General features: G+C 55.1%; 10 protein-coding genes. 5 read left to right on the top strand and 5 right to left on the bottom strand.

Translation table 11 applies throughout. The features are described 5' to 3' along the window. Positions 1-71: 71 nt before the first annotated feature. Positions 72-3,329, top strand: coding sequence for a carbohydrate-binding protein (locus MKY74_RS31875; RefSeq protein ID WP_076173812.1), 3,258 nt, complete (start codon positions 72-74; stop codon positions 3,327-3,329). Positions 3,330-3,667: 338 nt separating this feature from the next. Further along, the gene (locus tag MKY74_RS31880; protein ID WP_144025492.1) at positions 3,668-4,825 is read left to right on the top strand and encodes an epoxide hydrolase family protein; all 1,158 of its coding nucleotides are present in this window, start codon (positions 3,668-3,670) and stop codon (positions 4,823-4,825) included. A 131-nt stretch (positions 4,826-4,956) separates the two neighbouring features. On the opposite strand, the gene msrA is transcribed toward MKY74_RS31880, so the two are convergent. Next, positions 4,957-5,931 (bottom strand): peptide-methionine (S)-S-oxide reductase MsrA, encoded by a 975-nt coding sequence (gene msrA / locus MKY74_RS31885; protein WP_144025493.1) that lies wholly within the window; start codon positions 5,929-5,931, stop codon positions 4,957-4,959. A gap of 156 nt (positions 5,932-6,087) precedes the next feature. On the opposite strand from msrA, the gene MKY74_RS31890 reads away from it, so the two are divergent. Then, entirely contained in the window at positions 6,088-6,759 is a 672-nt protein-coding gene (locus tag MKY74_RS31890; protein ID WP_244169380.1) for a YitT family protein, read from the top strand. 63 nt (positions 6,760-6,822) lie between these two features. On the opposite strand, the gene MKY74_RS31895 is transcribed toward MKY74_RS31890, so the two are convergent. Continuing rightward, the gene (locus MKY74_RS31895) at positions 6,823-8,124 is read right to left on the bottom strand and encodes an MFS transporter (protein WP_076173814.1); all 1,302 of its coding nucleotides are present in this window, start codon (positions 8,122-8,124) and stop codon (positions 6,823-6,825) included. A 195-nt stretch (positions 8,125-8,319) separates the two neighbouring features. Here MKY74_RS31895 and MKY74_RS31900 point away from each other — a divergent pair, with 195 nt between their 5' ends. Both MKY74_RS31900 and MKY74_RS31905 read left to right on the top strand, forming a co-directional pair. Continuing rightward, the gene (locus tag MKY74_RS31900) at positions 8,320-8,598 is read left to right on the top strand and encodes a hypothetical protein (RefSeq protein ID WP_076173815.1); all 279 of its coding nucleotides are present in this window, start codon (positions 8,320-8,322) and stop codon (positions 8,596-8,598) included. A gap of 64 nt (positions 8,599-8,662) precedes the next feature. Beyond that, on the top strand, positions 8,663-9,118 hold the full coding sequence (locus tag MKY74_RS31905) for a LytR/AlgR family response regulator transcription factor (RefSeq protein WP_076173816.1): 456 nt from the start codon (positions 8,663-8,665) through the stop codon (positions 9,116-9,118). Positions 9,119-9,177: 59 nt separating this feature from the next. On the opposite strand, the gene MKY74_RS31910 is transcribed toward MKY74_RS31905, so the two are convergent. From MKY74_RS31910 to MKY74_RS31920, 3 genes are all read right to left on the bottom strand, one after another. Then, positions 9,178-12,342 carry an ATP-binding protein gene (locus MKY74_RS31910; RefSeq protein ID WP_076173817.1) on the bottom strand — a complete coding sequence of 1,055 codons (3,165 nt, stop codon included), beginning with the start codon at positions 12,340-12,342 and terminating at the stop codon, positions 9,178-9,180. A 178-nt stretch (positions 12,343-12,520) separates the two neighbouring features. Continuing rightward, positions 12,521-14,368 (bottom strand): family 43 glycosylhydrolase, encoded by a 1,848-nt coding sequence (locus MKY74_RS31915; protein ID WP_076173818.1) that lies wholly within the window; start codon positions 14,366-14,368, stop codon positions 12,521-12,523. A 307-nt stretch (positions 14,369-14,675) separates the two neighbouring features. Further along, positions 14,676-16,073 (bottom strand): family 43 glycosylhydrolase, encoded by a 1,398-nt coding sequence (locus tag MKY74_RS31920; RefSeq protein ID WP_076173819.1) that lies wholly within the window; start codon positions 16,071-16,073, stop codon positions 14,676-14,678. Between the last annotated feature and the right edge of the window lie 27 nt (positions 16,074-16,100).

Below are 16,100 nucleotides of genomic sequence, written 5' to 3' on the forward strand. Positions count from 1 at the left end.
ATGCAGGCGGGGACCGTTCATATAATCCATCGTTACAGCGTTCCACAACCACCATAAAGGAGGAGACTTTAATGACTAAGAGCAATCGCCGCATGAACCGGCTGTTGAGCGTGCCGCTGGCGGCCGCCCTCACCCTCGGCTCCGTCACCGTCTGGGGGCCGGGCACAACCTATGCGTTCAGCGCCGAGGACGGCGACACGGCCATCGAAGCGTTTAACGCCAAGTTCTGGGATCCGGCGGCCAATATGTTCTGGAGCAGCACCGATCACAAGGATCACCAGGGGTTCTGGGTGGAAGCCGAGCTGTGGGAATTGGTGATGGACTCGTATCTCCATACGTCGGATCCCGAGCTGAAGGCGCAGTTGCGCAAGCAGATCGACGACGTGTATACCGGCACGGTAGCCAAATACGGCAGCAACTGGACGAACAACCCCTTCAACGACGACATTATGTGGTGGGCGATGGGCAGTGCGCGGGCGTACCAAATTACGGGTGACCAGAAGTATTTGGACGCTGCAAAGTACCATTTTGACTGGGTATTCAATACGCAGTGGGACGAAGATTTCGCCGGCGGCGGCATCTGGTGGCTGAACAGCGAGCATAACACCAAAAATGCCTGCATCAACTTCCCGGCTGCTGAGGCGGCGGTCTATCTGTACAACGTCACCAAGGATCAGCATTATCTGGATGCCGCGAAGCAAATTTTCAAATGGGGCAAAACGATGCTGACCGACGGCAACGGCAAAGTGTTCGACCGGATCGAAACGGAAAAAGGGCCGATCCCGGACGCCACGCACTACAATCAGGGTACATACATCGGGGCGGCAGTAGGCTTGTACCGCATTACCGGGGACACCTCCTATCTGGACGAAGCGGTCAAGGCGGCGGCTTTTACCAAAGACCATTTGGTCGATAACGGGGGCGTGCTGAACTTCGAAGGACCGAACGGTGACCTGAAGGGCGGCAAAACGATCCTGCTCCGCAACCTGTCCTTCCTGCAGAAGGCGCTGGACGAGCGGACTGAAAGCAAATACAAGGACTTCGGCGCGCAGTTTGACGCCTGGGTCTCCTTCAATGCCGAGCTCGCCTGGACGCACCGGAACTCCGACAATATCGTCGACGGCAACTGGGCGGGACAGCTGCTCTCCGGCACGTACGAGTCCTGGTCGTCCGCCGCAGCTGTAGAAGCGCTGAATGCACTGAAGCCTCAGGATGCCGAGATTCATTATCCGGAAAAGGACCCGTACAGCAAAATCGAAGCCGAGCGTTACAACATCGGTCAAGGCTTCATCCTGGAGGGTGCGCTGGAAGGAACGCTGCAGCTGGGCGGCATCGAGGCGGGTGACTTTGCGGCCTATAAAAACGTGAACTTCGGCACATCCGGCGCCAAAGGATTGATCGCGAGAGCGGCCAGCGGAACCGGCGGCGGCAACATCGAAGTCCACCTGGATTCGCTCGACGGGCCGAAAGTCGGAACGCTGAACGTCGAAGGCACCGGCGGGTGGAACAACTACATCGATGCCGTCACCGTGCTGAAGGATGACCAAGGCAATCCGGTTACCATTACCGGCACGCATGACGTCTATCTCGTTTTCACCAAAACTAAAGACCAATACCTGTTCAACCTGAACTGGTTTAAATTCACTACCGGCGACCCGACCCGCACCGACGCTTACGCTAAGCTGAAAGGCGTTAACTATGACAGCAGCGAGGGCCTGAGCAAAGCGCAGGGCGGTTTCCTCGACGCGATCCACAACAACGCCTATGCCTCTTATAAGGGCATCGACTTCGGCTCCGGTGCCGCCGGCATGACGGCCCATGTCGCCAGCGGCAATCAGGGCGGATCGATCGAGGTGAAGCTGGATTCCTTGAACGGCCCTACCGCAGGCGTCGTGGAGATTCCGGCCCTCGGCGGCTGGGATCAATGGGTGGACATCATGGCGAACCTTGATGATAAACTCGCGGTTGGTGTGCATGATGTGTACCTCATTTTCCACGGAAAAGACGGCAGTGACTTCCCATGCAACCTGGATTGGTTCACCTTTACGACGATGAAAGGCACGGCGAGAGATGCTTACGCCAAGCTGGAAGCTGAAAACCGGACGAACGGCGTCGGTTTCGGCACGGAAAGCGGCGGCGGCCAGACCTATCTGGCCGGTATTTTCGGCCCGAACAACGGGTACGCCATGTACAACTACGTTGACTTCGGCAGCACAAGCCCGACGAAGTTCCACGTCAACGCGGCCAGCGATACGAGCGGCGGCACGGTCGAGGTGCGCATCGACAGCCTCAACGGTCCGGTTATCGCCAGCAACAAGGTCACCGGAACGGGCGGCTGGCAGAACTTCAAAGTGTTCTCGACCGATGTGACGACACCGGTGACCGGCAAACATATCGTGTTCCTGCTCTTTAAAGGCTCGGACTATCTGTATAATCTCGACAAATTCACCTTTGGCGATCCGTCCGTCTTTACGAAACCGAACCAGCCGACGGAACCGGTGGAAGATCACGTGCCGCCGGGCGACGTGGAGAACGTGCTCCTCAGCCGCGGTAACGGCCAGCTGACCCTGACCTGGGACGGTCCGTACGATTTGGACGCGGACAAAATACGGGTCACTGTGACGAGCGGCGGCCAGCAAGTGGGTGACGTTCTCGAAGTGAAGCGCGGCATTCAAAAGGCCGTCATCCCGGGCATCGAGGACGGCAAGGACTACAGCATCCTGCTCCAGGCTGTGGACAAATCGGGCAACGTGTCCAAGGGCGTCACTGTAGACAGCAAGGTTGAGCCAGCCTTCGCCCTGACGGTGAACGGTAATGCCGTGAAGGACGGCGATACGCTGGACGACAGCGCGGTGCTGTCCTTCCAGGCCGGCGGCGGCCTGGCCGCAGGCGGATCGGCCGTGCTGACGCTGGCCGGCAAGGAATATAAGGTCGACGCGCAGCAGGCTGGCGTCGACGTGGCCCTGGCCGGCAAGCTGGGCGACCAGACGGTCACCGTCGACGTGTACGGCGGCTCGGGTGAGCCGGCCCGGACGGCGTTGCAGCTGCATGTGACGACCGGCCCGGCCTCCATCCAGCAGCTGATCGACCGCTACAGCGCCGCCGGCGACCTGGGCGGCGGGCTTGTGCCGCAGCTGACCAATGCGCTGAAGCAGGCGCAGCACCAATGGGACGGCGGCAAGCCGGACCAGGCCGTGAAGCACCTGCAGGACTTCCTGAAGCATCTGGACAACAAGGGCCAGAGCGGGAATATCAAGGATGACGCCAAAGCTGTGCTGACCGCGGATGTAAACGCGGTGATCGCGCAGTGGCAGGGCACGGAAAAGTGATTTGCGCGTAGGGTGGTTGGCCGTGAGCTAAGTGCGGGCGCCAGTTGCGCGGGGAAGTAAACGAGGGGCTGCTCCTTCACGGAATCATCCGTGAGGGGGTAGCCCCTTTGTGATTTCGGCGAGAGAACGAAGTGGAAATAGCTGCAATCGTGCAGCTATTTTGTGCGGGAGCCCTAGAGGTAACCACTTCGAAATTACGCAATGTCCGTGCCAGTATTTTTGTTCAGTATTTTTGTGATCCAACCCACTCTAATTTTGTTGACAACTCAACGATATAGATGCTATATTCCTCATACAACGTTGATTTATCAACCATATGAAGGGAAGGAGCTATTTTTATGAATAGGATGGACAGCACCAAAATACAGCCGTTTCGCATCGAAATTGCGCAAAGTGCGCTCGACGACCTGCGGGACCGTCTCGCCCGTATCCGTTGGCCTGACGAGCTGCCGGATGCCGGCTGGGATTATGGCGTGCCGCTCGGCTACCTCAAGGAACTGGCGGAGTACTGGCTCCATTCATACGATTGGCGCAAGCACGAAAAGCGGTTAAACGGGCTGCCACAGTTTACTACAACCATCGACGGGGCCAACGTTCATTTCCTGCATATCCGTTCCCCGGAGAAAGATGCGGTGCCGCTGATCCTTACCCACGGTTGGCCGGGCTCGATCATCGAGTTCCTCGATCTCATCGGACCTCTCTCTGATCCGCGGTCTCACGGCGGCGATCCGGCTGACGCTTTCCATCTGGTCATTCCCTCGATCCCGGGCTTCGGGTTCTCGGGCCCTACCCTGGATAAGGGATGGAATATGCGCCGGGTTGCCCGGGCTTGGGCGGAGCTGATGAGTCGCCTCGGGTACGGCTGCTATGGCACCCAAGGCGGCGATTGGGGCGCAGGCATTTCCCGGTCGCTGGCCGAATATGACAGTGAGCATGTGTGCGGCGTCCATGTGAATTATTTGCATACTGTTCCAGCGGAGGACTTCGATCCGAGTGAACTGTCTAAAGAAGACCGAGAAAGGCTCGAACGCGCGCAGAGTTACCGGTCCGCACCGGCAGGGTATGCGAGGCTCCAATCCACCAGGCCCCAAACTTTGTCCTATGCGCTCACGGACTCGCCGGTCGGACAGCTGGCATGGATCGCCGAGAAGTTTTACGAATGGACCGACCCCGCCTGCAGGGTGGACGCCGACCGGCTGCTAACGAATGTGATGCTCTATTGGCTTACGGCAACCGCCGGATCATCAGCCCGATTGTATTACGAAAGTTCGAAATCGAAGGGGCCCCTTCGGTGTCCCGTACCATTGGGCGTGTCCGTGCTGCCTTACGACTTGGCATTACCGGTATATTCTCTTGCGCAGCGCCAACATCCCCTCGTCCATTGGACCGAGTTTGAACACGGCGGGCATTTCGCGGCCATGGAGGTTCCGGATCTGCTTGTTGAGGACATACGCAACTTCTTTAAAAGATTCCGTCATGAACTTCATCGGGCTTGACCCAGCCACAGGCTTTACACTTTAACGAACCATGCCCTTATTAGGCCGTCCTTGAAGTTTGCACTTTAACGAACTATACCGTAGGCCATCCTTCAGGGATGGCCTACGGTTGCTCCCCCTACTCTCTCACCTCACTCCCCCTCAAACAGCTCCGTATACTTCCCGTACCCCTCTCGCTCCAGCTCCTCCCGTGGCACAAAGCGCAGCGCGGCCGAGTTAACCTGGTAATGCTGTCCGGCAGGCGGCGGGCCGTCGTGAAACAGGTGGCCCAGGTACGAACCGGACAAGCGGCCGTACAGAGCGGTGCGTGTTTTGCCGCTGCGCAGGTCGGCTTTTCGGCGGAGGAAGCCTTCGTGGATTGGCCGCGTGAACGCCGGAAGGCCGGTCCCCGCATCAAACTGATCCCGCGAGCAGAACAGCGGATCTCCGTTCACCACATCCACGTAGATCCCTTCGCGCTCATTGTTCCAGTATGCATTCTCGTACGGCGGCTCATCCGCGCCGTGCTGCGTCACCTCGTACTGAAGGCGGGTCAGCCTTTTGCGCAGCGCGGCATCATCCTGCTTTCTGCGCCAATACTTTTCGGCAAACGTTCCCCGCCCCGACCCTTCATGGTAGAGGTTATAGTCGTAGCGGTGCGTTTTATAGTAGTCCTGGTGTTCATCCTCAGCCAGATAGAATGGCCCCGCGGGCAAAATTTCGGTGACGATGTTCCCCTTAAACCGCCCGCTTGCCGCAAGCTCCTGTTTGGAAGCCTCCGCTTTGGCCCGCTGCTCCCTACTATGTACAAAAATGGCCGTCCGGTAAGAGTTCCCCCGGTCCATAAACTGCCCGCCCGCATCCGTCGGATCGATCAGCTGCCAATAGATGTCCAGCAGACGCTCATACGGAAACACAATGGGGTCAAAAGCGATCTGAACCGCTTCATAGTGCCCCGTCGTTTCGGTCCCAACTTCTTCATAAGTCGGATGCTCCGTATGGCCCCCGGTATAACCGGACACGATCGAATGGATCCCCGGCAGCTCGTCAAAGGGCTGCACCATGCACCAGAAGCACCCGCCCGCAAACGTGGCCAGTTCCCACCCCTGATGTTTGTCCTGTTCCATGCTTTCCTCCCCTTTCTTTTAAAAGTAAACATACCACAGTTCTGCATCCCTTGCCCGCCCGGCATGAATTGGCATCCTTGTCCGCAGACAAGCATACATTTTAGTAAGGCTTGACCAGCTTATGACCACCAAACTATTCTCCAAAGGATGATCGGGTTGAAAATACAGTTAATTCCCGGCCGTTACCGGCACCACCGGCACCTGTTTTTCCGCCGCCTCGGCAGGAAAGTCTCCCTCATTACAGCGGGAGCGGTGCTTCAAGGCTTTGCGATGGCGGTTTTTTTATTCCCGCACAGCATTCCTTCCGGGGGAGGTGCCGGTATTGCCGTGCTGCTGAACCACGGGTTCGGCCTGCCCATGAGCCTCGGCTTCTGGGTTGCCAATTTTGCCTTTCTCATTTTTACCGCCCATCATTTGGGCATATTCAGTGCCATTGGCACCATTTACGTGATCACGGCCACGTCCGTATCGGTCAATTTTTTTGAAGTATATGTCCGGCCGCCGCTGCTGAATGTGTGGCTCGATCTCCTGATCGGTTCCCTTATTCTTGGTACAGGCGTCGCCATGCTGATGAGGCAGCGGGTATCCAACGGAGGCATCGGCTATACCGCTTTAGTGATATATAAGTATAAAAAAATAAAACCCGGCACATCCCTTTTCTGGATGAACGGGGTTATCTTTATTCTGGCGGCCTATGTCGTCAATTGGAGAATTATCCTATTTGCCATCGGATGCCAAATGATCTCCACACGCGTCATCAACTACATCCTCGGCCGCAAGCCGCAGCGGAGATGGACGGCCGATTTCGCCTGGCGCAGTAAAAAATAGCAGCTTGCTTCTGCCCATCTGCGCGCAAACCATAGGATCCATCCAAGAACAGAACAAGCCGGATCAAGATCCGGCTTTTTGGCGTCCGCCGAACGGCCGAATGAGACCCGCCGGCTTGTTGCGGTAAGCTTTGGCGTGTTTGCCGCCGGATGGCTTGCCTTCCCCGGAATCGACCCGGATCAGGAAAAGGGCCAGAAGCCCGATCACAAACGTCAGTCCGGCAATGGACAGAAACATGCCCGGCCGCGACCATCCCGTCATCCATCCGAACAGCGGTGGACCGACGGCCACCCCGAAGAACCGTACCGACCCATACAGGGAGGTCACAATGCCCCGTCTTTCCTTCCCGACCGCTCTCGTAATAAAGCTGTTGACGCAGGGCAGGATCAGGCCCGTTCCCAAACTGCTGACGGCCAGAATGGATATGAACAAGGTCAAATGCCCGATAAAGGCCAGCAGAACGTAGGCAATCGTCATCAGTACGAATCCGATCACGATGAGCCGTTTCATCAGCTTCTTATTTTCCCCGATTTGGCTGCCGGTCACATAGGATGTCGTGCACATCACAAGCAAAGGAATGGCCAGAACCAGCCCTTTGACGGCTCCCACGATATTGTGTTCCTTCTCCAGCATGTCGGACAGGTAAAAAAGGATGCCGAACAGCGCAAACAAACAGGTGGCGCCGGCCAGATACGCAGGGATCAGCCATCGGCCCTCATGCTTAAACACGCTGCCAAGACCATTGACGTATTTCTTAAAAGGCATCGGTTCCTTCTCTTTTTTCTTCTCCTTGATCAGGAGCCAGGTGAGCGCAATCGAAATAATCACGACCGCCGGAAAAGTGAAAAATACGCTGTACCATACGATCAAGGCCACCAGCGATCCGAGAATCGGCGAGATGACTTTACCAAAGCCGTTGGATGCCTCGACCAATCCAAGCACCCTGCTCTCCGCGGATCCCTTGAACAAATCGCCCGTGAGCGCCATGGCAATCGGGGCTGTCCCTGCCGCGCCTATGCCTTGAAGCGTCCGGCCCACCATAATCCAAAGGAACGGTTCGGGGAACAGAGCAGCCGCGAATCCTGCCAGCAGACCCCCGATTCCGTACAGGATCAGCGCCGGCACGATGACAATTTTCCGGGAGAAACGGTCGGACAAATACCCGAGGATGGGAATAAAAAAGGCTGCAACCAAAGAGAACACGGTGATCGTCAGGCTTGTTTGAAACGATGAAATATGAAGCTTCGACTCCATTTGGGGCAGGATTGGAATCAGCATGGAATTGCCGAATGTCATGATAAAGGGAACCGAGGCAATGGCCGCGATCGTTTTCCCCGACGGTTGTTTCTGCTGTTCTTCAGCCATCGCAGGAGTGCTCCTTTCTAGGAAAGTACAACCTTTTCTGCTTAGATTGTCCCTGGAAACGTCAAGTTATGCTCAATCCTGTTGCCTGGAGATTATTCAGAACGTATTCAGAGCCGTGTGGTCTAATGGGGGTATCGCTTTAAACGGAGGCATAAGTATTGTTATCAATTCATGGATTTGCTTGGTGGTGAAGGAATGTTATCGAAAATACAGCAAGAAGCTTTAAAACAAGCCTGGAAGCATGGAGGTAAGCTCGTTCGTTGGAATGAAGGAGGCTTTTGGACGTATGAAGGCGTACTGCCGAAGGCAAGAAGTGGCTCGACAAGGCTGCCTGATGTCGAATGGTGCTGTACGACAAATACGATTTTTGCGCTGGTCCGCCGCGGGTACATGGCCATGGATGATTGGCATACGTGTTCGGTCGTACAAGAAGAAACGTATGAGCAACCGGGTAAAAATGGAGCGTTAGAATAGTTTCAGAATACATAAGTATACCGCATCCGAGAAAACAAGGGTCTGTTAGGGGAGAGAAAGCCGCTTGAAGGTAATTATCGTCGATGATGAGCATCTGGCATTATTAAAAATGGAAAAACTGCTTCAGACACAGACTGCTGTTCATGTTCCGTGGAATGTGATCGGATCCTATATGAATCCGCACGATGCGCTGGCGGCATGCCGGATCGAGATACCCGATGTGGCCTTTCTGGATATCGAATTGCCGGAGATGTCCGGCATGGAACTGGCTGAGCAGCTGCTCGCGATTCATCCGCAGATGCACATCGTTTTTGTGACTGCCTTTCAACAGTTTGCAGTTCATGCATTTCAGGTGAATGCCCTCGATTATTTATTGAAGCCCGTTCAACCCGCGAGATTGGCTGTCACGCTGAAACGAATCGCACAGTGCTTGAGCCTGAAGGCTGCGGGTTCCGGAACGATCCTCGTACCACTGGAACAAAGCTTTTTGGCAAGACAAACCAAATACGCCAGGGAATGAACCGCTGAATACGATGAACAAAACCACAAAGCAGCCTGCTGAACAGGCTGCTTTGTGCTTTACTCTATGCTTTGAGGGGGCTCGAATTCCCGATGGTCCCCGGAGCCCTGGCTCGGAATCACGAAGGACATCGCCGTCCCCTGCCCCAACTGGCTCTCGATCTGAAGTCCTCGGCCATACCGCTGCAGAAGCCTCCGGTTCGTATTCTTCAGTCCAATGCCACCGGATGACGGTTCGCTCGTGGAATGCGGTTGAAGCAGATTCTGTACTTCCTCTGGAGTCATGCCCTTTCCGTTATCCCTGACTTCAAATCGAGTGCCATCCTCTTCCCGGCGGATGATAATCTGCACGGTTCCTCCTTGAATCCGGCTCAGCAGCCCATGCTTAACTGCATTCTCGACAAGTGGCTGCACCGTGAGCGGCGGTATAAACAGCGATAATTGCGGATCGATATCCCAAATGACCGCCAGCCGCGGCCCGAAACGTGCCTTCTCGATGTATAAATATGCCCGGACAAGCTCGAGTTCATGGGAGAGCGGCACCGCTTCCTCCGAGTTAATAAAATCGATGCTGATCCGCAGATAGGAAGTAAAGGCATCAGCCAGCTCCCGCATTTGATCCAGGTCGATATCGCTTAAAGCCATAATCGAATTGATCGTATTAAACAGAAAATGAGGCTGAATCTGTGCCTGCAGATATGCCGCTTCAAGCCGGAGGCGCTCTTTTGCCGATTTTTTAAGCGTCGCCAAGGAACGTACCCGGTATTTCAGCTCAAGCGCATCCACCGGTTTCGCTACATAATCGTTGGCGCCGGCCATAAATCCGGCATAAATATCCTCCGGCCGGCTTCTTGCGGTCAGCAGCAGAATCGGCAGCTCGAAGCTGTTGTACCGTTCGCGGACGATTCGCGTCAGCTCATAACCCGACGTATGCGGCATCATGACATCGGAAATGATCAGATCCCAGGTCGAGGATGAGAGCTGCTGCAGCGCTTCCTTCGCCGATAAAGCGGTTTGAATCTCATACGGCTCCTCCGCGAAAATGCCTGCAAGCACCCTCAGGTTTACCGGATCGTCCTCGACGACTAAAATTTTGATTCCACCAGATATCGATTCGTCCAGCGATCCACCGCCATGGCCAGCATAAACCGTCTCCATGGAGACTGCCGCCTCTGTGAAGTGCAGGGGATCCGATGGGGCATTCTCCAGCTCAGGCTCGGTACGGCCTCCTGCGGAATTCTCATTCTCTAGATCCGCCTGCAGCCAACCCTCAGCCTTAGGAAGCGTGAAGCTGAATACCGCTCCTTGTCCAGGGGCCGGTTCGGCGGTCAACCTCCCCCCGTGCAGCTCGACCAGCTGCTTGCAGATGCTGAGGCCAAGCCCGATCCCCCCATGATCGTCTTCATCCTCAGCCTGCTCATAGGGAAGAAAAATCCGTTCCAATGCGCTCTGCTCCAGCCCTCGACCCGAATCGGCCACATGAATGACAACCGCCTCTTCCTTGGCCTCGGCCGAAATTTCGATGACGCCTTCATCCGTAAATTTGATCGCGTTGTGCAGCAGGTTGAACACAATTTGGGTCAGCCTTTGTTCATCCGCATCAACCGGAGGAAGCTGCTCCGGTATCGACAGGACCACTTGAACGGGTTTCCCCTCCGTCATATGAGCCAGCATGCTGACCACGCCGGACACGACCGATTCAACCTGCAGGGCTTCCCGGCGCAGCATGATCCGCTGATCCTTCAGCATGACGGCGTCAAGGAGGTCATTCAGCAGCTGTGACATCCGGCGGCTGATGGTGACGAGCAGCTCCATATTTTGCTGGCTTGCTTCCGACAATGAGCGTCCCTCGCGGGAAAGGACCGATTGCGCAATGTTGATGATCCCGTGCAGAGGTGTCCGCAATTCATGCGAAGTGTTCGCCAAAAATTGATCCTTCCGTTCGTCCGCCCGGCGAAGCTCGGCGTTCAGCCGGGCATTTTCCGCCGCATTCCGGAAATACCGCTTAAACCAGTACACCGAGAAGCCGACGACCCCAGCCACGATATCGAGCGGATAATAAATCGGGGTGAAATTCCAGTCGAAATTGACAAATCCCCATACGATATTGGAAATAACGCTTGTTGCCGCCAGCAGAATGATAAAGGCATCTTTCCGCTTTTGATACACCATCTTGCCGATGAGCCCAAAGAACCAGAAGCTCGGAATCAGGTATAACCAACCGAAGACATGGTGGGTCCTTGTGATATGAACCAGATTGGCGGGGGCTGCAAGTATAAAGATCCAGTACAGCGCAGAGGCGCTCAAATACGTAAGGAATACCGGCCCACGCCAGACTTGACTGGTAAAACCCCTGCCCATCAGCAGCATGCAGAACGGAACGCCTAAATAAGACAACAGCCGTATCTTCAGCATCCAGGTATAATTCAGGGGAAACCAGCTCATCAGCACATACTCGTGGTCCGAAACCACCGTCAATCCCGCGAAAATGAGCAGGAACACAAAGGCAAGCAGCAGCTTCTCCCGCGGGTTGATCAGGAACATAATACCGGCGTACAGCGCATGAAGAAGCAGGATCGTAAACACGACCACCTGAAATACAATCGAATACCACCACTCAAAATCAATCGCAGCCTGCGTTCCGAACCGCATGGACTCGATGATGCCCCCGCTCGTGGGATCATGATAATTCGCCGATTGCACGAAAATATCAATCACGTTCTGCTCGTTCGGAGCAGCGTTTTTGGCGAAAGACTGGATGACCGGAATATACTCTTTAGCACTCGCCGCCGGTTTGCCGGCTTCGCCGACGATGTTCCCGTTGACGATCACAACGGATGAAGCTTTAATTTCTTTTATCCATAATTTATAACGCTCGTCCGGCTGCTCATCGACAAGAATCCGGAGTCTGTAGGTCCCGTACCCGAACGACGAACCGCCTTTGTCCTGCCAAGCCGGGTTCCAATCTCCGGGAACATGGATCATACGCCTGTCCTGATCAGCTTCGTCCGCCTGGCGGCTGTCCGAGATCAACCGATCCGGATAAAACTCCCAATCCCCGTCCAACAAGAGGGAATGCTTGTCTTCCATAGGGTGCCCGCGCAGATCAAGAGTGCCCTGCACAACCTTGGGCTGCTCATCCGTACCAAACGTATCCCACCAGAACCATCTTGCCCCCAGCATGAGGGCTAAATATGTAATGAATATGATGATTTTCTTAACCAAATTCTCCTGAGCCTCGCTTCACTTGAAGTCGTCCATATTCATAGTAACGGAAACAGCCGCATCCCGCTATTGCAATCTTGGAGCGCCTGAAAAAAGAGGCTGGAACGTAAGAGGCGTCAGCACAAAAAAGACGGCTTCCTGTAACAGAAGCCGTCTTATATTGGAACCTCCTATATCTTCAATCCAAACGATACAGCAGCCAAAACTGTGCGGTTCCGCCGGGAATGTCCTGCCACGTTCCTACATCCGTACCGCTGTTAATGCTTGCTCCGTTAACGTCAAGCGCTTTTCCCGTCTGTACATTAAACCATTTGCAGTAACCGTTGCCGGTATCCACGAGTTTCCACTTTTGCGTATCCAAGCCTTGATACTCGGCTAAGCCCGCTCTCCCCCAAGCGGCCGCAGGATCGATCACGGTCAAGGCTTTGCCGGACTCTGGATTCACGAATGAATAGGTTCCGTCCTCGTTTAGGGTAACCTTCCAGCGCTGCGCCGCCCCTCCGTCGGAATCATCCTTCATTTGGGTCCACGTCTCTCCCGCTGCATTTGAGTCAGCCACACTGAGAGCTTTGCCGCCATTCGGGTTAATCAGTTTGTACTCGGCCCCAGGCTTAATCGAGAATGTATTGCTGCCGGCAAGTTCAATGTAGTCGATGTCAATGGCATGTTTGCTTTTCGCAAATTCGATGACGTTGTCGTAGCCTTTCTTCAACTCGACCTGGATCGAAGCCGTTGCATACTGCTTGCTTCCCGTGTGAGGCAATGCCACCGTCACGGCTGGGCTACCGTTCACCGACACCTGTTCCGTGGCATCGGGACCTGCGGTATTCGAATACCTAATGTTTAAGGTATAGCTCCCTTCTTCGGGCACAATGACATCCTTGATCGATAAGGAACTGTTCGTGTTATTGAGCCGCACGACTTTGCCGCCGGACGCGCCTTCCTCCTCCTTGATTAATGCCTTGGCTGGTGTTCCATGCTCCGCCTCAATCCGATAATCGCCGGACGGAACCGCAAGCGGACCGTTGGTTGGAACTCCGAAATTCGGGGAACCGTCGTTATTCCAGGTAAAAGGCTGCACCCTGGTCGGCCGGGCACCGCAGCCTTGGCCGGGTCCGCTGTTGCCGTGGTACACGATCAAATCCTGCGTCCCGTCCTTGGATGGGACAAAGGAGTTATGTCCCGGAGCGTAGACGCCATTGGCCGCAGACTTGGCGAAAACCGGCTGATCACTCTTCGTCCATGACGCGGGATTCAGCAAGTCGCTTGCAGCATCCGCGCTCAGGATACCAAGCGAGTAGTCATCCTCCCAACAAGCGCTTGCAGAAAAGACAAGGTATATTTTCCCCTGGTTTTTCAAGATGACAGCGCCTTCATTAACAGGCATGCCTTTCATTTCCCAGTCGTATTCGGGCTTGGTCAGGATACTGCTGTCTCCGTCCAGCGTCCACGGATTCGACATCGGTGCGATGGCGATCGCGCTGCCGTGGCTGCCCGACCAATCCCCATATGCCGCATACAAAAAGTACAGTCGGCCATTATGGTCGAATACGGTGCCGTCTAGTCCCGCATACTGTGTATTCAGCTTGCCTTTGTCCGTCCAGCTGCCCTGTAAAGGATCCGGAGAATCGTTCTCCAGGACGTATACGCCCCGGCAGTCATCGCCGCAGCCGGTATTCGCCGTATAGTAGATATACCATTTGCCGTCGATATTGTGGATCTCAGGCGCCCAAATATCCTTCAAGCCGGAAGGGGGCGTCCATACCGTCTTTCGTTCTCCCAGATCGATCGCAGTCAGTGATCTGGATTTCCAAATATCCAGCCTGTTGCCTAACGTGCGTGTAAAGTAATAGTACCCATCCGAATGCAGCATCACGTACGGATCTGCTCCCGCCGTATTGATCGGGTTTGAATAGTTCATCGTTGACGCAGCTGACGTTGGGTAAGCCCACAGCGAAGTCCATGTCAGCAGAAAGAGAAGAATGAGCGATGTGCATTTAAAACCGATTCTTCTGACAGCATACATTGTTCTGGCACCTCCGGTATGTATCGTTGTTTTGTTGATCGCGATCACGCAAAAACCATTATAGGCCAGGAAAGGCATGTAAAGTTCCGGAAAGCGGCATATTTCTGCCGGACAAATAAACATAAGATAAACCGGATTCGACGGTCGAAAGCAAGAAAAACGTGCATCGACGTACATTCCTAGAAGACAGACCGCGCGCCGCTGCCCCAAAAACCAAAGGCCGGCTCAGGAATGAGCCGGCCAACGAAATTTACAACGCTAACGTTCGGATTAAATTCAGCCTATAATTACGTCCAGATTCAAAATTCTATTTGGCACGCTTGATGTCAAAAAAGTCGATCTCCCCGTAGCCTGCGCCCTTGGTGAAGCGGATCGTGTTGGTGCCTGCATGGAGCTGAATACGCGCCGTGGACAATCCCCAGTTCTCCCAGCCTTTATTCGTGATGTAAAAGGGGCTCGGCATGCCCGAATTGACGGCCAGCTGAAGGTGGGACCAGTCCCCACCGGCTGTTCCGTTCGCGGTTCGCGCCAGCAATATATATTCGCCGGCTTTCGGCACCTTCACGGCATATTCCACGTAGCTGTCCGGCGTATCGATATGTCCGGCCTTCATGCCGCCCGACCCGTTCGGACTTTGCGAAGCGTACGCTGCTCCGCCGAACGTCCCTTGTTCCGCTTCGACGCGGATATGCGGCGTTTCACCGGAAGGCAGCGGAATCGGGACATTGGGATCGGCCGGTACGCCCAGATTGGGCGTATGGTCGGCATTCCACGTAAATTTCTGCATGCGGATCTCCCGGTTCCAACCGGCACCGTCGAATTTGGCCGTATGGTACACAATCCAGTCCTCGGTTCCGTCGGGCGATTGGGTAAACGAATGATGTCCCGGACCGTAAAGCCCGTTTCCGGACGCGAAGATCGGCTGGCTGCGTTTCGTCCAAGAGGCCGGATTCAGCAAATCGCTGGAAACGCTGGCTGTGATGAGCCCAAGACAGTAATCATTCGTCCAGCTTCCGCTCGCCGAGTACACCAGGCTGATGACGCCGTCCCTCACAACAACCTGCGGACCCTCGTTGACATAAGGCGAGTGGTTGGTCTCCCACGGATAGGTCGGCCTGGAAATTTCAACGCGGCTTGAGTCGATCGTCCATGGATTGCTCATATGGGCGATGTACAGATTCTGACTTACGTTGACATCCCCCTCCCAGCCCGACCAAATAAAATAGAGCTGTCCGCCAGTCTGCAGCACGGTACCGTCGATAGCCCATTTATTCGTAGGGTCGGTGATCTGCCCCTTGTCCTGCCAGGTTCCCTGCGTCGGGTCCGCTGACGTATTTTCCATCACGTACATGCGGTGATTCGCGTTGTCGCCGTCATCCTTGGCGTAATAGATGTACCAGGCCCCGTCAATATAATGAAGCTCGGGAGCCCAAATATTGCAGCAGCCGGTTTCGACGACTCGGGTCGGGGCCGCGTCGATCGTCGTCAGCTCGGCCGATTTCCAGATCGTTACGTTGCCGCCCGTCGTTTTCGTGAAATAGTAATAACCGTCCGTATGTTTGTAAACCCAGGGGTCCGCTCCATCCTGCATGACGACGTTATAAAAATTGTTCCGGCTGGAAGCCGCGTCCGTGACCTGCCCCATGGGGATGAGCAGCAGCATGCATAACGCAAGCAGCAGCGGATTACGCACTATAGCCTTCATGTACAGGCATCCTCCTCTTCGGGAATA

Source organism: Paenibacillus sp. FSL R5-0378 (genome assembly GCF_038009285.1).
In the GTDB taxonomy this organism is placed as follows: Bacteria; Bacillota; Bacilli; order Paenibacillales; family Paenibacillaceae; genus Paenibacillus_AQ; species Paenibacillus_AQ favisporus.

Bases quoted from the DNA above. Each gene is read 5' to 3' on its own strand.
- MKY74_RS31875 (WP_076173812.1), top strand. From the start codon at position 72: ATGACTAAGAGCAATCGCCGCATGAACCGGCTGTTGAGCGTGCCGCTG.
- MKY74_RS31880 (WP_144025492.1), top strand. From the start codon at position 3,668: ATGAATAGGATGGACAGCACCAAAATACAGCCGTTTCGCATCGAAATT.
- msrA (WP_144025493.1), bottom strand. From the start codon at position 5,931: ATGGAACAGGACAAACATCAGGGGTGGGAACTGGCCACGTTTGCGGGC.
- MKY74_RS31895 (WP_076173814.1), bottom strand. From the start codon at position 8,124: ATGGCTGAAGAACAGCAGAAACAACCGTCGGGGAAAACGATCGCGGCC.
- MKY74_RS31900 (WP_076173815.1), top strand. From the start codon at position 8,320: ATGTTATCGAAAATACAGCAAGAAGCTTTAAAACAAGCCTGGAAGCAT.
- MKY74_RS31915 (WP_076173818.1), bottom strand. From the start codon at position 14,368: ATGTATGCTGTCAGAAGAATCGGTTTTAAATGCACATCGCTCATTCTT.
- MKY74_RS31920 (WP_076173819.1), bottom strand. From the start codon at position 16,073: ATGAAGGCTATAGTGCGTAATCCGCTGCTGCTTGCGTTATGCATGCTG.